This window comes from Glutamicibacter sp. HZAU (assembly GCF_004100365.1).
Lineage (GTDB): Bacteria > Actinomycetota > Actinomycetes > Actinomycetales > Micrococcaceae > Glutamicibacter > Glutamicibacter nicotianae.
In genome coordinates, this window is record NZ_SCKZ01000005.1 from 82117 (window position 1) to 98008 (window position 15892).

20 protein-coding genes are annotated in these 15892 nt (G+C 60.4%); 12 read left to right on the forward strand and 8 right to left on the reverse strand.

Features of this window, described 5'->3' with window-relative positions; translation table 11 throughout:
- Positions 1 to 31: 31 nt before the first annotated feature.
- From EKH49_RS08745 to EKH49_RS08755, 3 genes are all read right to left on the reverse strand, one after another.
- Entirely contained in the window at positions 32 to 667 is a 636-nt protein-coding gene (locus tag EKH49_RS08745) for a CueP family metal-binding protein (RefSeq protein ID WP_128470538.1), read from the reverse strand.
- A 33-nt stretch (positions 668 to 700) separates the two neighbouring features.
- Positions 701 to 1288, reverse strand: coding sequence for a DUF305 domain-containing protein (locus tag EKH49_RS08750; RefSeq protein WP_128470539.1), 588 nt, complete (start codon positions 1286 to 1288; stop codon positions 701 to 703).
- A 92-nt stretch (positions 1289 to 1380) separates the two neighbouring features.
- Positions 1381 to 1815: a DUF6153 family protein gene (locus EKH49_RS08755; RefSeq protein ID WP_128470540.1), complete on the reverse strand. Its 435-nt coding sequence runs from the start codon at positions 1813 to 1815 to the stop codon at positions 1381 to 1383.
- Between the two features lie 144 nt (positions 1816 to 1959).
- Here EKH49_RS08755 and EKH49_RS08760 point away from each other — a divergent pair, with 144 nt between their 5' ends.
- From EKH49_RS08760 to EKH49_RS08770, 3 genes are read left to right on the forward strand one after another with little or no spacing between them, the layout of a single operon-like run.
- Positions 1960 to 2412, forward strand: coding sequence for a MarR family winged helix-turn-helix transcriptional regulator (locus EKH49_RS08760; RefSeq protein WP_236641100.1), 453 nt, complete (start codon positions 1960 to 1962; stop codon positions 2410 to 2412).
- A gap of 34 nt (positions 2413 to 2446) precedes the next feature.
- Entirely contained in the window at positions 2447 to 2869 is a 423-nt protein-coding gene (locus tag EKH49_RS08765; protein ID WP_128470541.1) for an organic hydroperoxide resistance protein, read from the forward strand.
- Positions 2862 to 3299 (forward strand): DoxX family protein, encoded by a 438-nt coding sequence (locus EKH49_RS08770; RefSeq protein ID WP_128470542.1) that lies wholly within the window; start codon positions 2862 to 2864, stop codon positions 3297 to 3299. The genes EKH49_RS08765 and EKH49_RS08770 overlap by 8 nt, the downstream gene beginning before the upstream one ends.
- Positions 3300 to 3406: 107 nt before the next feature.
- Here the strand turns inward: EKH49_RS08770 and EKH49_RS08775 are convergent, their stop codons facing one another.
- Together EKH49_RS08775 and EKH49_RS08780 are read right to left on the reverse strand one after the other, a co-directional pair.
- A complete protein-coding gene (locus EKH49_RS08775; protein WP_128470543.1) occupies positions 3407 to 4147 on the reverse strand; it encodes an ABC transporter in 741 nt (246 codons plus the stop codon).
- Positions 4148 to 4395: 248 nt separating this feature from the next.
- Positions 4396 to 5124 carry an ATP-binding cassette domain-containing protein gene (locus EKH49_RS08780; RefSeq protein WP_330857424.1) on the reverse strand — a complete coding sequence of 243 codons (729 nt, stop codon included), beginning with the start codon at positions 5122 to 5124 and terminating at the stop codon, positions 4396 to 4398.
- Between the two features lie 138 nt (positions 5125 to 5262).
- Between EKH49_RS08780 and EKH49_RS08785 the strand changes: the two genes are divergently transcribed.
- On the forward strand, positions 5263 to 6612 hold the full coding sequence (locus EKH49_RS08785) for a sensor histidine kinase (RefSeq protein ID WP_161567490.1): 1350 nt from the start codon (positions 5263 to 5265) through the stop codon (positions 6610 to 6612).
- Positions 6613 to 6625: 13 nt separating this feature from the next.
- On the forward strand, positions 6626 to 7303 hold the full coding sequence (locus tag EKH49_RS08790) for a response regulator (protein WP_128470545.1): 678 nt from the start codon (positions 6626 to 6628) through the stop codon (positions 7301 to 7303).
- Here EKH49_RS08790 and soxR read toward each other — a convergent pair.
- On the reverse strand, positions 7260 to 7769 hold the full coding sequence (gene soxR / locus EKH49_RS08795; protein WP_128470683.1) for a redox-sensitive transcriptional activator SoxR: 510 nt from the start codon (positions 7767 to 7769) through the stop codon (positions 7260 to 7262). The two genes, EKH49_RS08790 and soxR, sit on opposite strands and share 44 nt — an antisense overlap.
- A 108-nt stretch (positions 7770 to 7877) precedes the next feature.
- Between soxR and EKH49_RS08800 the strand changes: the two genes are divergently transcribed.
- The 5 genes from EKH49_RS08800 (at position 7878) to EKH49_RS08820 (ending at position 11364) form a co-directional block, all read left to right on the forward strand.
- Complete coding sequence (locus EKH49_RS08800) at positions 7878 to 8111, forward strand: hypothetical protein (protein WP_038991358.1); 234 nt, start codon at positions 7878 to 7880, stop codon at positions 8109 to 8111.
- Positions 8112 to 8277: 166 nt separating this feature from the next.
- Positions 8278 to 9411, forward strand: coding sequence for an LLM class flavin-dependent oxidoreductase (locus EKH49_RS08805; protein ID WP_121866599.1), 1134 nt, complete (start codon positions 8278 to 8280; stop codon positions 9409 to 9411).
- Positions 9395 to 9853: a MarR family winged helix-turn-helix transcriptional regulator gene (locus EKH49_RS08810; RefSeq protein ID WP_066137733.1), complete on the forward strand. Its 459-nt coding sequence runs from the start codon at positions 9395 to 9397 to the stop codon at positions 9851 to 9853. Before EKH49_RS08805 ends, EKH49_RS08810 begins: the two co-directional genes overlap by 17 nt.
- 124 nt (positions 9854 to 9977) lie before the next feature.
- Positions 9978 to 10661, forward strand: coding sequence for a hypothetical protein (locus tag EKH49_RS16700; protein ID WP_236641101.1), 684 nt, complete (start codon positions 9978 to 9980; stop codon positions 10659 to 10661).
- Positions 10662 to 10770: 109 nt separating this feature from the next.
- On the forward strand, positions 10771 to 11364 hold the full coding sequence (locus tag EKH49_RS08820) for a dihydrofolate reductase family protein (protein ID WP_128470546.1): 594 nt from the start codon (positions 10771 to 10773) through the stop codon (positions 11362 to 11364).
- 12 nt (positions 11365 to 11376) lie between these two features.
- On the opposite strand, the gene EKH49_RS08825 is transcribed toward EKH49_RS08820, so the two are convergent.
- Positions 11377 to 11853, reverse strand: a complete 477-nt coding sequence (locus EKH49_RS08825) for an SRPBCC domain-containing protein (protein WP_128470547.1) — start codon at positions 11851 to 11853, stop codon at positions 11377 to 11379.
- 69 nt (positions 11854 to 11922) lie between these two features.
- Complete coding sequence (locus tag EKH49_RS16555; protein ID WP_161567491.1) at positions 11923 to 12432, reverse strand: GNAT family N-acetyltransferase; 510 nt, start codon at positions 12430 to 12432, stop codon at positions 11923 to 11925.
- Between the two features lie 452 nt (positions 12433 to 12884).
- Between EKH49_RS16555 and EKH49_RS08835 the strand changes: the two genes are divergently transcribed.
- Together EKH49_RS08835 and EKH49_RS08840 are read left to right on the forward strand one after the other, a co-directional pair.
- Positions 12885 to 14312, forward strand: coding sequence for a D-alanyl-D-alanine carboxypeptidase family protein (locus tag EKH49_RS08835; RefSeq protein WP_128470549.1), 1428 nt, complete (start codon positions 12885 to 12887; stop codon positions 14310 to 14312).
- A gap of 299 nt (positions 14313 to 14611) precedes the next feature.
- Positions 14612 to 15784, forward strand: coding sequence for a hypothetical protein (locus tag EKH49_RS08840; protein ID WP_128470550.1), 1173 nt, complete (start codon positions 14612 to 14614; stop codon positions 15782 to 15784).
- Positions 15785 to 15892: the final 108 nt, after the last annotated feature.

A 15892-nucleotide genomic window follows, 5' to 3' on the forward strand; every position in this document is an offset into this window, starting at 1 on the left:
GCCGTTATCGCGAAGCCAAGGGCCGCTGGTGCTACACCAGCTGCAGCTCGGTCAGGCAGGTCGCGTTCTCATCCCCGGCGGTGGTCACCGTGGTTTGCGCGGTCTTTCCCTGGTACGTGAACTCCAGGTCCACCGAAATTCCCCGCGGAACCCACAGGCCGATAAATCCGTTGTCGAAGGATTCCATGTCCTGGTCCACCAATACTTCACCGGTATCCGAGTTGACTGCCTTGACCTTCATTTCCACGCCTTGCAGCTGCCCCACGCAGGTGGTGAGGCTATGGAAATGGCAGCTGTGGGTCTGGTCCACATAGGGTGCGGCTGAGAGGTAGTACTGGTCTTCGGGCAGCGGCAGGTTCGCGGTGCGTCCCGATTCATCGGCCAGCACCAGCTGCGTTGGCTTCACCTGGGCGGTGAAGTTCTGAGGCCGTTGGTCCTGCGGCAAGCGATCGAGCTGGTCGATGACCTGCGTGGCGTCCAACCCCTCCAGTCCCAGCTCGGCAAGGAACTGCCCTGCGTGCTCGGCGTCGATCGCCGTCGTGGCAGACTGGCTTGCTGGCTGCCCGGCACTGCACCCTGCGAGGAGGGCCAGTGCCAGGACGGTTCCAGCGCCGGTTGCCGCCGCCTTCCAGCGTGCAGTGCAAGGGGGCGAAATTCGTTGAGTCAAGTGATATCCCATCTTCCTGGTTCGCAGCACCGTTTACAGTCCGGCCAGCAGCTGTTTCATTTCATCGACTTCAGCGGTCTGCGACTGGATGATCTGCCCAGCCAATTCCTTGGCCTCGGCATCCTGGCCGTCCTCCAGCTCCGACTCGGCCATGTCCACCGCACCTTCGTGATGCATGATCATCTGCTCGAGGAACAGCTGCGCCGCTTCCTTTCCGGAAGCTTCCTGCAGTGCCTTGATCCCGTCTTCCGGAACCATGCCATCGTGGTCCATGCCCTCTGGCATGTCCCACTCGTCCAGCCATCCATCCATGCGCTCGATCTCCGGCGCCTGGGCTGCCTTGATGCGCTCGGCCAAGGCTGTGACCTCCTGCGGGATGTCTTTCTTGCCCAAGATCATCTCGGACATCTCGATCGCCTGTTCATGGTGCACCTTCATGCCCGAAGCGAAAGCCATATCGGCATCGTTGGCTGACGCTGACTGGTCCATGGAATGGCCGGCATGCGAATCGGATACTGAGGCGCTCGGCGCCGGGGTACTTGATGATTCCCCCGCGCATCCGGCGAGGGCGAGCGTTGCGCCCAGCACGAGGGCGCTGCAAATGAGGATCTGCTTGTTCATGGTAATTCTCCTGGTGGATATCGAACGTGAACGGCGCCGCCTGCGGCGGCGCCGGAACCAGCCGGAGGCCGGTGCGTGGACCGGCCAAGCCCTCACGTTCGGCAGATCCCCAAGGCAACCAGATCAGGTTTTTCCGGCCCGATACCAGGCAGCGCCGATGCCGCGCACAACGTCTGCGGGAACGCCGTCGGGAGCACGGCTACGGTATGCGGCGGCCGCAAGAACAGCAGCATGGCCAGCAGCGCCAACACGCAACCCGCGGCGGCCATGCCATGGTCCATCGGACAGTCGGCGCAGCCCTGCTCCGGGCCGCTCGCGTCGGCTGGCGGCGCATGTGGCGTGGGCTCGGCGTCTGCCGGATGTGCATGGGCCACCGGGGCCAAGGACTGCGCCTGGGCTCCATGGTTCATCACATGCATCGAGAACAAGCCGAGAAGCACCGCGCTGATCAGGAACAGCGAGCGGACGACCGCCAGGCGGGGGCAGTTGCGCCCGCCGGCCTTCGCCGGGTGTTTTCCGATGCTCATGGATCCCAGCTTAGCGACGGCAGCTCACGGACGCGAAGCGCGTCCACGTCCGAATCCCCGTTCTGCGTTGATTGCAGCTCCAAGCTCGGATAAACCATTAATATTAAAGTTGTGCACAATTGAATTGTGTGCAATCATTATTCCATGGCAATAGTTGACGATATGGTGTGCTTCTCCCTCTACTCGGCAAGCCGGGCAACCACTCGCGCATATACCGAACTGCTCGCCCCGTGGCAGCTGACCTACACCCAGTACTTGGTGCTTGTTTCACTGTGGACCGAAGGCGATAAGCCGGTGCGCGAGATCGGCGAAATGCTCCAGCTGGACTCCGGGACCCTGTCTCCGCTACTTCGCCGGCTTGAGCAGAAGGGCTTCATTGAACGCCGCCGCGATGGCCAGGACAGCCGCGTCGTCAACGTCAGCTTGACTCCCGCTGGAACATCCTTGCGCAAAGACTTGGCGCACATACCGGCGCAGATTGCTTGCGGTACCGGACTGCCGGATATGCAAAGCGCCAAAGCGCTGCTAGCAACCCTGCACCGCATCACCACTTCCATGCAGGAAATCCCTGCTCCGGAGGGATCCTCCGGAAAATAGCTGCGAGCTTTTACCATCAACGAAAGGCAATTCCATGGAAACCCTGTACACCGCAGAATCCCTGTCCACCGGCCAAGGCCGCGAAGGCCGAGTCCAGACCGCCGACGGGAAGCTCGACCTGGTCCTGGCCTCCCCGGCAGAACTAGGCGGCTCGGGAGCCGGTACCAACCCGGAACAGCTGTTCGCCGCTGGCTACGCCGCTTGCTTCCACTCGGCATTAAATCTGGTCGCGCGCGGCCGCAAGGTAAAAATTGACGACTCCAGCGTCGGCGGCCGTGTCCACCTGAACCGCGACGGGGAGAACGGATTCAAGTTGTCGGTAGAGCTGGAAGTCATCATTCCCGGCCTGGAACCCGCACTGGCCCAGGAACTGGCCGATGCGGCTCACCAAGTCTGCCCCTACTCCAATGCCACACGCGGCAACATCGATGTCCTAGTGAGCGTCAGCGATGACTAGGTCCCGGGAGGGGAAGCCACTGGGCTTCGCCCGGCACGGAGCACGGATAGCGCTCGGCTCATTTCTCGGCTTCGCCGGGGTCAGCCACCTGACCTTTGCCCGCGAGGAATTTCGCGCCCAGGTCCCGGACTTCGTCCCGCTGGATCCGGATCTGACAGTCATCCTTTCCGGTGTCGTGGAAATCGGCCTGGGACTTACCCTGCTCGCGCTGCTCAAGAAGCGGGTAGCCGTGGGCTGGATCGCCGCGCTCTTCTTCGTCGCGGTGTTCCCCGGCAATCTAGCCCAGTGGCAGGAGGGACGCGATGCGTTCGGCTTGGACACCGACGCGAAACGACTGGCCCGGCTCTTCTTCCAGCCGGCGCTGATAGCGCTCGCACTGTGGAGCACCGCAGCATGGCGCGACCGGGCCCAGCTGCGGTCCAAGGCCTAGAAAAGCGGCGGCATGCGCACGGCGGGAGTTTCGGGCATCACGCCGGATGCCCCGCCGTGCACTGCCTGCGCAATTTCGCTGGCCGGCGGCCTGGCGCCCGCCCATGGCTAGGCATCCCGACGTTTCAAGCTGATGCATCCGGCGCCGAGCAAAGCAACGCTCCACGCAATCAGGACTATCAAGGCCACCAAAGGCCCGTACGGTTCGCTGGCTCCGGTCGCCATGAACGTCGCCGCGTTGGTTGGCAAATACTGGATCACTTCTTGGATCCACTCAATGGGGATCAGCTGCAGAATCTGCGGCAACCCGATGACCAGCATGATGGCGCAGACGATGGTTCCCGCAGAATTGCGGCAGAGTAAACCCAATCCAAGAACCATCAAGCTCAGCAACGCCAGGTAGGTTCCGGCTCCTAGTGCCGCGGACACCAGGTCCGAGAAACTGAATGTGCCATACTCCCCTGCGCTCAGCGCTGTGGGAATGGTGGCCAGCGAGATCATCACAACACCGGTCAAGAAATTCACCGCAATCAGCAACAGCGCCTTGGCCCCGAGGAATACGCCGCGTCGCGGGACAGCCTGCAGGGAGCTGGCGATGGTTCCGCTGGAGTACTCGTTGGTGATGTGCAGCGCTGATCCCACCGCGAAGAACAGCTGGCCGAATTGCAAGGTGGCAAAGGCCAGCAAAGGGGCTGGCATCGCGGTGTCGAAGCCGTTGTCCCCGCTGGCTTTCGCGCTGATGCCCATGGCCCAGCTCAACGCGATGGTTGCCACGAACCCGGCAAGGAACAACCCGGTCAGGGATCGCAGGCCAAGGAACTTGGTGGTTTCAGCTCGGGTTGCGGCCATCAGCGCTGGGGCTGACAAACCGGACGTCGCTTGGTTGATTGCTGGCGACCTCAGTTGCCCATCGCCTTTTCTGCCGTGCTTGAAGTGAATTCCACCGTGTCTCGTGTCAATTGGTTATAGGCCGATTCAAGTGATCCGCGTGCCTGGCTCAACTCGTGGAGCTCGAAACCGTTGCTGAACGCGATGGCGCCGACTTCCACCAGGGAAAGCCCGTAAATTTCCAGACAGTTCCGCCACCCTCAGTGACTTCAGCACCGTGGCGGGCCACGGCTCCGGCGAGCGCCGAAGCTTGCGGCGAGCAGACTGCAATCACCTGCTGGGCATAACCCCCTGATGAGCTGGTCGGTAGGTGCCTGGGTGATCAGTTCTCCGCGTCCGATGAGGACCAACTGGTCTGCAACCTGCTGCACTTCGCTCATGAGGTGGCTGGAAACGAAAACCGTTCCTCCCTGCGCGGCCCGGTTCTTCATGAACTGGCGGATCCAAGCGATGCCTTCGGCGTTCAGTCCGTTCATTGGCTCGTCCAGGATGAGGATCTGCGGGTCGCCGAGCAGAGCGGCGGCGATGCCCAGGCGTTGGCGCATGCCCAGCGAGAAACCGCCGATGCGTTGTGCCGCTACCGATTCAAGTCCGGCATGGGCCAGGACTTCATCGATGCGGCTCGCCGGGATCTTGTTGCTTTGCGCGAGGGCTTTCAGGTGCGTGCGAGGCGTATGTCCGGGGTGGCCGGCGGTTCCTGTGATGTGCGCTCCCACGGTGCGCATGGGATGGCGCAGTTGTTCGTAGCCCACCCCGTTGATCAGCGACTTCCCGCTGGTGGGCGCATCAAGTCCGAGGATCATGCGCATGGTGGTGGATTTTCCGGCGCCGTTGGGTCCGAGGAACCCGGTGACGGTTCCAGGCTCTATCGTGAAGCTCAGTTCGTTGACGGCTCGGTTGTTCCCGTAGTCCTTGGTCAGCGAGTCTAGGGTGATCATGGTGTGCTCCTTGGGTTGTGCTTCAACCCTAGGAATTCTGCTGTGCCGGCACATCGGAGGTTGGTCGGCTCTTCTCATGGCGAAGTCCACGACTTTCGTCGGTGTTCGCTGCAGCGCATCATGCGTAGCATGAGTTCCATGACTACTTCGTGGAAGCAGCTCGGGCTTCTGATTGCCCTGGCATTGTGCGCGTACTTGGTGCCGATTTCCACGAATGCCGCATGGATTCTTCTGGCGCCTTGTGCGGCTTGGATCAGCTATCTGGCCGGTCGGCATGTGGCCTCGTTGCTCCATGGCGTGCTGGCCTTCGCCGCCGGCACGCTTGCCGCTGCGCTGACACTGGTTTTCTCTTCGCATGTCAGCTTGCTGACCTTTGCCTTGAATATCCTGACCGGTCTGGTGCTGTTCACGCTGCTGCCTTGGTGGATTGGGCGGTCCCGGCGCAATACGGTGCTGTTCCGGGTCCAGGAACGCGAGCATGCGGTGGTGCAAGCCGAGCTTCGCGAGAGGGCCCGCATCGCCGAAGCGATGCATGACCAGCTGGGGCATGATTTGGCGCTGCTGGCTCTGTCGGCCAGCGGGCTGCAGGTCACCGTGGAGAAAGGCAGCGAAGCCTATGCGCAGGCTGCACGGGTCCGCGAGCAGGCCGATGCTTCCATCGACCATCTGCACCAGATTATCGGCGTGCTGCATGATCCGGATCAGCAAGCTCCGTTGGATCCAGCAGTTGAGAGCATCGACCGCTTGCTCGAACGGGCACGTGCCAACGGCATGGGCATCAGCTATGAGCATGACGGCGGCAAGTCTTCTTCGCTTTCTGCCGATGGCGCGTCGGCGTTATTGAACCAGGTGGTGCAGGAAACACTGACCAACGCTGCCAAGTATGCCCCCAACCAGCCGGTCAGCATCAAGCTGGATACGCGCACTAGTACCGCTGTGCTCCGCATTGCGAACTCGCTGGCCGGGGACTTCCCGGAGCCGCGGCCCGGGGCCACGGGATTGGCCTCGTTGCGCCGGGCCTTGGACGCCGCCGGCGGTTCGCTGCAGATCACCCAGGCAGCCGGCCGTTTCGAACTGCTGGCCCGCGTTCCCGTGGGCAAGCAACACCGTCCGTCACCGGTATCCCATGCGCCTGTTTTGAAAACCAGCAGGCGCCTGATGATTGCCGTGCCGATTCTTGCCGTCGCAGCCATCGCCGCCGGACTCTACTTGCTGCAGGACGCCACCTACAGGGCCACGGCCTTGAGCCCTGCAGACTTCCAGCAGCTGCAGCCTGGGATGAGCCGCGAGGAAGTTTCCCGCTTCGTAACCGCCAAGGGCCTGGACGAGCCTTTGCCGGTAATCAAGGAATCATCCCCGGCCGCCAACGCCGAATGCCGGTACTACGCCGCGAAAACCGGTGTACTCGACCTGGGCAGCGAGATGTTCAGGCTGTGCTTCACCGACGATATCCTCGTCTCCGCCGACCACCTGTACCCAGCTCCCTAGGATCGCTCCCGCCATGGACATTGACTCCCCCGTAACCGTTTTGCTCGTTGACGACGACCCGCTGATTCGTGCAGGCCTTGGCACCATCTTGGGCAGCGACCAGCGCATCACCATCATCGGCGAGGCTGAGAACGGCCACCGTGCCATCGAGCTGTCCCAGCGTCTGGAACCGCACGTCATCCTGATGGATATCCGCATGCCGCAGCTGGACGGCCTGAGCGCAATGGAGGCCATCCTGGAGCAGGATCCGGAGGCCCGGGTACTGATCCTGACGACCTTTGGCGAAGAAGACTACATCGACCGCGCCATGTCCGGCGGCGCGGCTGGATTCCTGCTCAAGAGTTCCGGACCGGAGGAACTGGTCGGAGGCGTGCTGGCGGTCGCCGCGGGAGCCGCTGCCCTTTCGCCGCGCATCGCGAAGCGCGTCATCGACAAGTTGCGTGGCATTGACACCGCAGCCGCCTCCCGCGCGCAGTCGCGAATCAGCTCCCTGAGCAGTCGTGAGCATGATGTCTTGGCGCTGGTTGGCGCGGGCTTGTCCAACGCGGAAATTGCCGGCAGGCTGTTCTTGACCGAAGCGACCGTCAAGGGGCACATGACGAGCATCATGCTCAAGGTCGGGGCGCGCAATCGCGTGGAGGCCGCGCTCATTGCCTATCAGGGCGGGATCGCCAGTCCGCAGAGTCCGTAGCCGCATCGTTGAATTTCGCGTCGAGTTTGCGGATCCAGCGCGACCCTTCGCCTTCCTTCGCGGCTTCGTCGCCGGGATTGACCAGCGAGCAGGTCTTGAATGACAGGCACCCGCAACCGACGCATCCATCCAGCGAATCCCGCAGCGATTCGAGCTGCAGCATGCGGCGATCGATGATCCGCTTCCAGTGCGTGCTCAGCTGTTCCCATTCGATCTGCCGTGGGGCCCGGTCCTCGGGCAGCTCGCTCAACGCGTCGGCAATTTCGGCCAAGGTCAGCCCCACACGCTGGCCCGCGGCAATAATGGCCAACCTGCGCAGCGTGTGCTTGGGAAAAAGGCGCATGTTCCCGCTGGTACGGGTGGAGAAAATCAGGTTCCGCGATTCATAGAACCGGATCGTGGCGACTGATACCCCGGCACGGCGCGCAAGATCCCCGATGCCTAGCTGGCTTTTCCTGGTTGGCATTGCGGATTCGCTGGCGGTCATAAATCGAATTATTCAGCCCCTTTCCCTTGACCTCAAGTTAGCTAGAGCCTGTTGGCTGTCGTATGAACCACGACGAAAGGCCACGACATGAGCGCCACCCAGATCTACCCATGCAACACCCCGTTCTCGCCCCTGCCGGAACTGCAACTTGATGCAGGGAACACGTCCCCGCTGAACGCGCGCCAGCTGCGTCGCCATCTGCGGCAGCTGCGCAAGCACCGGCGCCATTGCCAGTGCACGCCGCAGGGAACATCAATGGAATTGGCCCATGAGCACAGTTCCCTCTTCTGGGGTGGCGGCTTCATCCCCACGCATCGCTGATCCGCGTCAGGCAGCCGTAAGCCTGGTGTGAACGAGCAGAAGCAAGTGTCAGCAAGCGCACCACGCAGGGAACGGGAATATTTGACGCATCAACTTGTTATTACATGCATACGCATATAAATTGGTGGCAGGGCAAAACGCTTGCAACGTAGTAACAGGAGTGGACATGCAATTCGGAGTATTCTCAGTCAGCGACATCACCCGCGACCCGACCACCGGCCGCATCCCTACCGAGAAAGAGCGCATCGACGCATCGGTGGCCATCGCCAAGAAGGTCGAAGAGATCGGCATGGATGTCTACGCCATCGGCGAGCACCACAACCGCCCGTTCTTCTCCTCCTCCCCCACCACCACGCTGGCCTACATTGCCGCGCAGACCGAGCGCATCATCCTGTCCACCGCGACTACGCTAATCACCACCAATGACCCGGTGAAGATCGCCGAGGACTTCGCGATGCTCCAGCATCTGGCCGACGGCCGCGTGGACCTTGTCCTAGGCCGCGGCAACACCGGCCCGGTCTACCCATGGTTCGGCAAGAACATGCAGGACTCGGTCAACCTGACCGTGGAGAACTACCACCTGCTGCGCCGCCTGTGGGATGAGGACGTCGTGAACTGGGAAGGCAAGTTCCGCACCCCGCTGCAGAACTTCACCTCGACGCCGCGCCCGCTCGATGACGTGGCACCGTTCGTCTGGCATGGATCGATCCGCACCCCGCAGGTCGCTGAAATCGCCGCCTACTACGGCGACGGCTTCTTCGCCAACAACATCTTCTGGCCGAAGGAGCACTACCAGCAGCTGATCGGCCTGTACCGCGAGCGCTACGAGCACTACGGCCACGGACGCGCCGACCAGGCAGTGGTGGGACTGGGCGGCCAGTTCTACATGGCCAAGGATTCCCAGCAGGCGGTCAAGGAATTCCGCCCCTACTTCGACAACGCCCCGGTCTACGGCCACGGACCATCGCTGGAAGACTTCACCGCGCAGACCCCGCTGACCGTCGGCTCGCCGCAGCAGGTGCTGGAGAAGACCCTGTCCTTCCAGGAATACTTCGGCAGCTACCAGCGCCAGCTGTTCCTGATCGACCACGCGGGCCTTCCGCTGAAGACCGTGCTGAACCAACTGGACATGTTCGGCGAGTACGTGCTGCCTGAACTGCGCAAGGAAATGGAGTCCCGCGCACCGAAGGACCTCACCCCGGCGCCGACCCATGAAGGCCTGGTGGCCGCTCGCAACGCTAAACTGGTCGCTGAGCAAGCAACCACCAAGGAGCCAGCAGCAAGTGACCGGGACCAGTAATCCAGCAGCCTCATTGAAGGTCACCACCGATGCCTGGGAAGCGCTTTTCCGCGCACAGGTGGCGGTCATGCGCCAGATCACCGCAATGCCGGAATTCGGCAAGCTCTCCATGCGCGAGTACGACGTGCTGTTCAACTTGCGCACCTGCCCCGGAGGCAAGAGCCGGCTGGTTGACCTGAATAAGCAGCTGCTGATCTCGCAACCCAGCCTGAGCCGCATGGTCACCCGATTGGAAGACCAGGGGCTGGTAGTTCGCGAGCCCGACCCGGATGACCATCGCGCCATGCAGCTCTCGCTGACCGAGAAGGGACGCAAGCTGCAGCAGGAAATCGGGCGCGAGCACGTCAAGCACCTGCACAACCTGCTGGGCAGCGCGCTGAGCGAAGACGAATTCCATGAACTGCAGCGCCTGAGCACCAAGCTGCGAGATGCGGTGCAGTAGCGGATCAGCCGAGCCCGGAAGGACATGCCATGAGGCAGCTCCTTCCGGGCTCTTTGGCATTGCATGGGATTAAATTGATTCATCATCACCTGTTCATTCACGGCACCCAGAAGGCAGATCACTTTTGAAGGACGAGAAGCTATTCAGCTTGGAAGAAGCCGCTGGCACCCTTGGGGTAGACACCAAGCAGCTGCGCAGCTATCTGCGCCAGCATCGTCCCAAGGGCGCAATCCAGAAGCCGCCCCAGCCAGGAGGCACGTGGCATGTGTCCGCCACCTTGCTGGCCCAGCTGCAGTTCGCCGGCGCACCGGGAATGGACATTGCCCTCAAGCCCGTCGATGACCAGGTCATTGATTCGCTGGAATGGTCGCCGTGGGAAACCTTCGAAGCCACAGCCGACTCGGCACCCGTGGCTCCGGGAGTCTACATGTTCCGCCGGGCCGGCGCCGGGGACCACAAGCCCATCTACGTGGGGCAGGCCGGCGAGCGCAGCGGCAAGGGCCTGCGCGGACGGCTGAAGATCTATTCCAGCGGCAAGGGTGCGACCTCCGGCCTGGGCAAGTACGCCTTCGACGAAGCGTTGGCTGACCCGCAGTGGCTTCGGGAACTGGCAGCCGAGGCCGATCGCGGCGAGTCCCGGACCGTCCAGCAAGTCGCGCGCTTGGCCATTGACCGCTTGCATCTCGAAGGCCGGTGGGTGACCTGCATCCACCGCAAGGCTGCCCTGCTGCTGGAAGCCGCGTTGATTCGGAAATACCACGCTACGCTGTGGAATGTTGCCGGTGCGCCGAAGGATGCCGGGAACTGAGTCTCCTGCTGGATTTTCCCGGGCTTGGGGTTGATTCTGCTTGCGGGCAGGTTCATTGTTGGAGTAGCCACCCTCCCGCCAGTACGTAGGTTGAATCGAGGCATTTGCCATGGGCCCGGTAGTTTGCGATGTCACCGTCTCCTTGGACGGATTCTGTGCTGGTCCCAATCAGAGCATGGCACAGCCGCTGGGCGAAGGAGCCGAAGCGCTGCACCGTTGGCAGTTCGAGAATCTTGAGGAAAACCAGGCCGAAATTTCTGCCATTACCCAGGCCTCGGCTTTCATCATGGGCAGCAAGATGTTCGGCCCTCCAGCCGGAGAAGACGATGCCGGCTGGGTCGGGTGGTGGGGAGAGAATCCTCCGTATCATGCCCCGGTCTTCGTGCTAACCAATCATCCGAAGCCGATGCTTTGCCTGGAGGGCGGAACCAGCTTCCAGTTCATCTCCGAGGGGATCGAGGAAGCCCTTGCCGAGGCACGGGAAGCCGCTGGCGAGAATCCGGTGGCCATTGCCGGCGGTGCGAGCACCATCGTGCAATTCCTGCGAGCCGGCCTCATTGACGAGCTGCGGCTGCATATCGCGCCGATCCGCCTGGGCCGCGGGGAGGCCATCACCGTTGAAGACATAGAAACACACATGGACCGCGTTTCCCGCCGCGAAACTTCACTCGTGACGCACGTGTACTACCGTCGCCGCCGGTAGCTCACGCACGGGCTATTTGTAGAAGCCCTCGCGCAGGTTGATCCCGTACTCCAGCCACGCTTTCATTGCGGCCAGCATTCCGGTCCATCCTTCGCAATTGCCGAAGGCGGCCTTGGCACCTTCGGCGGTGGCAACCCAGCTCGCTTCGCTGATGGTCACCTTGGTTCGGGTGCTGTCCTCCAGGGACTCGAAGTCGAACCTCACGGTATTCATGCCATCTTCAGCCGTGGATGACTGTCCTCCCCATTGGAAGACGATGCGCTTTGGTTCTTCCAATTCCACAACCTTGACCGGGAACGCTCCGGGGAAATCATGGAAGTCCCAAGTAACGGTGGCACCGTTTTCCAAGTATCCCTCAGCTCCCCCGGTAGTGAAATAATGGGAAAGCTGTTCAGGATCAGCCACAGCTTCGAATACTTGCCTGATCGACTTGGAAATGATGCCTGAGACGGAGAAAGACAGTTCGCGAAGCTCTTGATGTGTTTCCATACGTCAGGTTTACGCCTGAGGCGCACAGGTGACAATAGGAACGGGAAAATTCCCAGCGAAAATTAGCGGCTAAACGCCAAACGGCTTGGCATAACGGTAGTCGCCGCGTGGCAGGCAGCTGTCATCGAAGACGCGCACCATGAAGTGTTCGCCCCACGAGGGAACCGAAGGGTGGATGCCTCTGGGCTGGGCAGCTTCGTAGCCGAAGCGGCTGTAATAGCCAGGGGCACCGAGCAGGACAATGCCGCTGATGCTTTCTTGCTCAGCCCTGTCATGAATTTCTTGCATCAGGATCGATCCGACACCCCGGTGCTGGTATTCCGGAGCAACGGCTAGCGGACCTAGCCCCAATAAGGGTTCCCCATTGACTGCGCCCCATGTCGCGATGACGTGGCCGATGACCGTTGTGTCGTCCAAGGCAACGATTGAGAAGCGGTTGTCATATTGGTCGCACTCGAAGAGCTGCTGCAGCAGTCCGACTTCCTCAGGCTCAACCATCGGATCGATTCCGGCGAACGCAGCGTGCGTAATTGCATACACCGCAGCTCGGTCATCGAAGACTTCTGGACGGATACGCATGCACGCAAACCTACCAAATCTCGCCCAACTAGAAAAATTGACTCGTCGCATTCTTCTATCTGCCAGAACGCCTGCCCAAGGCACCTCAGCGCCTGCTGGAGAAAAGATCGCAGCAACTTGCGGGCAAGTCTGGGACCGCGATTTCCCGCGCAACCGGCCTCGTAGAACTACGAGGCTGAATGGAATTCCCGCTTGCTGCTTGGCAGGGGCCACAGCACCTGGAAATTTTCCGATTCCCCCACGTGGGAAGATGCTTCTCCTGGTGCAGGCAACGCGTCGCTGATGATGGCACGTGCCTACTTCCAAGGGATAAAACGGTCCGCTTGCTTCCGCAGAAGTTCGGTCGCAATAGGCCCGTTTCATCTCCAACGTTTGCAGTAACACCTTGAATGACTCATGGATAAGTGATGGAATGATGGTCGCATCGCTTGTCACCTCTACCGGAGAATTCCATGAAACAGCCTCGGGCGTTCAAGATTTCCATGGCTGCCGCGCTATCGGCTGCGCTGTTCGCAACAGTGCTGCCGGCAAATCCGGCACTAGCCACAGCTCCTGCCTCCGCCGTGTCAGTGCCCCAGGCACAAGTGCTCGCAGTTGACAGCGGACTGCAGATTGCTGCCAAGAAAATCCAGCGCAATCCAAGCAAGGATGATGTCTTCGTCAACAAGAAGTACCCGCTGAGTCCCGTGAAGTACGCTCCGAAGACGGTAGCCGTCAAAGGCACCAACGTCAGGCTGAGGCCCTCGGCCGCCAAGGCCTACACCAAGATGGTGAAGGCAGCGGCCAAGGATGGCGTCAAGATTCGCGCCGTCAGCGGATACCGTTCATACAACCGCCAGGCGGAGCTGTTCAACTACTACTCGCGCATCTACGGCAAGAGCTACGCTTCGCGCATTTCTGCTGTACCAGGCACCAGCGAGCACCAAACCGGTCTGGCCATTGACGTTGGAAACGCCAATGGCGCCTGCGGATTGCAGGCCTGCTTCGCCAACACTCCTGTGGGCAAATGGGTAGGCAAGAATGCGCACAAGTACGGCTTCATCATGCGCTATCAGAAGGGCCAGGAATCCGTTACTGGCTATGCCTACGAACCGTGGCACTTCCGCTATTTGGGCACTTCGTTGGCCAAGAGCGTCAAGAATTCCGGGGCCAAGAGCCTCGAAGCCTACTACGGGGTTTCCGGCAAGAAGTCTGACAGCGCTCCGAAGAAATCCAAGGGCACTGCCCAGACCACCGCGAATCTGAATATGCGCACCGGGGCGGGCACCGGCAATCGCGTGCTGCTGACCATTCCGAGGGGCAAGACCGTCCAGCTGACCGGTTCCAAGAAGTCCGGTTGGTACCAGGTTCGCTACAGCTCGAAGACCGGCTGGGTTTCAGGCAAGTATCTGAAGAACGTCTCGATGCCATCTGCGCCAAAGAAGGATACGAAAAAGAGCACACCGCAGAAGAACACCAGCAACGCCAAGTCGGCCAAGACCACGGCCAACTTGAACATGCGTACCGGGGCAGGCACTAGTAATCGCATCGTGCTGACCATCCCGCAGGGCAAGAAGGTAGCCATTCGCGGCGCCAAGAAGTCCGGCTGGTACCCGGTGAAGTACGCGGGAAAGAACGGCTGGGTCTCGGGTACCTACCTGAGCAGTTTCTCCTCGTCCGGTACCGCTCCGAAGACGACGAAGCCCAAGACTTCGAAATCTTCGTCAAAGAAGACCATCGCTAATTTGAACATGCGCACCGGTGTTGGGACGAGCAAGCGAGTCATCCTCACCATTCCAAAGGGCAAGACGGTGACGGTCCGCGGTGCCAAGAAGTCAGGCTGGTACCCGGTGAAGTACGCAGGGAAGAACGGCTGGGTCTCGGGCAAGTACTTGCGCTAAATCTTTGGACTAGCGCACCAGTGTCCGCATTGTGAAAGATAGGCGATTCATTCTCAGATGAATCGCCTATCTTTTTGCTGTTGCACTTCCCCGAGGTACGGCGAAATTGCCACTTCATGGTCAATTACTTACTTCGACGGTCAACGGCAAGTTCGCAAGTCGCTAACTGGCAGATACAGGATTGGCCGCTTCATGGTTCCAAACGGATCCCGTTTCCTAGCACTAATTGGATAGGCTAAGAGCAACTTGCCTACACTTCGCGCAGCTGGTTTCCAGCACAAAACTTTGGGGGAAATACATTGCAGGAAAGCACGAACCAGAAGTCTGATCTCCCCAGCCAGCAGGAGGAAGAACTAGGTGCTGTGGATCCGAACGCCACAAATCCGGATCAAGGAGCGGACGAGACCCTCTCCGATATGCTCAAGGATCAGAATGTCGATGCCGAGCAATTCGCTACTGCTTTCCTCAAGAAAGTAATTCGGCTCAGAGGCGTGAAAATCGATCGTGATCATTTCCTCACGGCAGAGCTGCACAAAAAGGGATGCAGCCGCGATCAGATAGATAGAGCAGTCTCTACCAACCCAGCCGCGGCAGGCATCGGGCCCAAGATCTTGGATGAAATCGCTTCCGAATCCATTGATTTTGAAACCCGCAAATCCACTGCTTTGTCATTTGCCAGTGGATTACCTGGCGGTTTGTTCATGTTCGGAACCATCCCTGCGGATATCACGCAGTTCTATATCCATGCGTTCAGGGTCATGCAAAAAATTGCTTACACCTACGGTTGGCAATCTTTCCTCGACGACGTGGATCATATCGATGATGAAACCTTGGGCAAGCTTGCTGGTTTTCTCGGCGTGATGATGGGAGTCAGCGGTGCATCGACCACGGTAGGCCGGTTCGCTGCCCAGGTAGCAGGACCGGCTATTCAGAAGAATATAGCCAAACAGGCTCTGACAAAAACCGCCTGGTATGGTCCGATGAAACAAACGCTGAAGTTGATTGGCGTCAATGTCACTAAGCAAAGCTTTGCCAAGAGCGTCAGCAAGATTGTTCCTGTCGTTGGCGGTGTGGTCTCGGGAGGGCTGACGTTCGTTACGCTCAAGGTGCAGTCCAATAGGCTGAAGCAGCACTTGCGCGAGCTTCCGCCACCGCTAGTTGACGCAGCGGAGTATTTGGCTGCCCTTCAGGATCTGGACAAGGCCGAAACCGAGAATGGCCTGTCAGCGACGCTGAGTTCAGCAGGAGCTTCTGTCCGCGACAAGGCACACAAGGTTTCGGATTCCGTGCGCGACAGCAACTTGGTAAAAGGTGGCCTGTCTGGAGCTTCTGCCGGCGTATCAAAGGCGAAAAATCTTGGGTCATCGCTGGCCGGTGCAGCTAGCGGGCGACTTGGCGGAAAGAAGCGAGCCGAACGCCAACAGACACTCCCCGCTGCTCCGACCGATGAGCAACAGGAAACCGACGACTGACAGCCAAGCGATCTCGAACGATTCCCCAAAAGCTGGAGCAGCCGATCACAGCTTTTGGGGAAATATTCGTACTAGGACATTGCAGGATGCTGCCATGTGTCAAGAAGT

What these genes read in the sequence shown, in the direction of transcription:
- EKH49_RS08775 (WP_128470543.1), bottom strand. Translation starts at nt 4,147, where the DNA reads ATGGCCGCAACCCGAGCTGAAACCACCAAGTTCCTTGGCCTGCGATCC.
- EKH49_RS08750 (WP_128470539.1), bottom strand. Translation starts at nt 1,288, where the DNA reads ATGAACAAGCAGATCCTCATTTGCAGCGCCCTCGTGCTGGGCGCAACG.
- EKH49_RS08805 (WP_121866599.1), top strand. Translation starts at nt 8,278, where the DNA reads ATGCAATTCGGAGTATTCTCAGTCAGCGACATCACCCGCGACCCGACC.
- EKH49_RS08760 (WP_236641100.1), top strand. Translation starts at nt 1,960, where the DNA reads ATGGCAATAGTTGACGATATGGTGTGCTTCTCCCTCTACTCGGCAAGC.
- soxR (WP_128470683.1), bottom strand. Translation starts at nt 7,769, where the DNA reads ATGCCAACCAGGAAAAGCCAGCTAGGCATCGGGGATCTTGCGCGCCGT.
- EKH49_RS08765 (WP_128470541.1), top strand. Translation starts at nt 2,447, where the DNA reads ATGGAAACCCTGTACACCGCAGAATCCCTGTCCACCGGCCAAGGCCGC.
- EKH49_RS08825 (WP_128470547.1), bottom strand. Translation starts at nt 11,853, where the DNA reads ATGGAAACACATCAAGAGCTTCGCGAACTGTCTTTCTCCGTCTCAGGC.
- EKH49_RS08790 (WP_128470545.1), top strand. Translation starts at nt 6,626, where the DNA reads ATGGACATTGACTCCCCCGTAACCGTTTTGCTCGTTGACGACGACCCG.
- EKH49_RS08820 (WP_128470546.1), top strand. Translation starts at nt 10,771, where the DNA reads ATGGGCCCGGTAGTTTGCGATGTCACCGTCTCCTTGGACGGATTCTGT.
- EKH49_RS08755 (WP_128470540.1), bottom strand. Translation starts at nt 1,815, where the DNA reads ATGAGCATCGGAAAACACCCGGCGAAGGCCGGCGGGCGCAACTGCCCC.
- EKH49_RS08780 (WP_330857424.1), bottom strand. Translation starts at nt 5,124, where the DNA reads ATGATCACCCTAGACTCGCTGACCAAGGACTACGGGAACAACCGAGCC.
- EKH49_RS08835 (WP_128470549.1), top strand. Translation starts at nt 12,885, where the DNA reads ATGAAACAGCCTCGGGCGTTCAAGATTTCCATGGCTGCCGCGCTATCG.
- EKH49_RS08785 (WP_161567490.1), top strand. Translation starts at nt 5,263, where the DNA reads ATGACTACTTCGTGGAAGCAGCTCGGGCTTCTGATTGCCCTGGCATTG.
- EKH49_RS16555 (WP_161567491.1), bottom strand. Translation starts at nt 12,432, where the DNA reads ATGCGTATCCGTCCAGAAGTCTTCGATGACCGAGCTGCGGTGTATGCA.
- EKH49_RS08770 (WP_128470542.1), top strand. Translation starts at nt 2,862, where the DNA reads ATGACTAGGTCCCGGGAGGGGAAGCCACTGGGCTTCGCCCGGCACGGA.
- EKH49_RS08800 (WP_038991358.1), top strand. Translation starts at nt 7,878, where the DNA reads ATGAGCGCCACCCAGATCTACCCATGCAACACCCCGTTCTCGCCCCTG.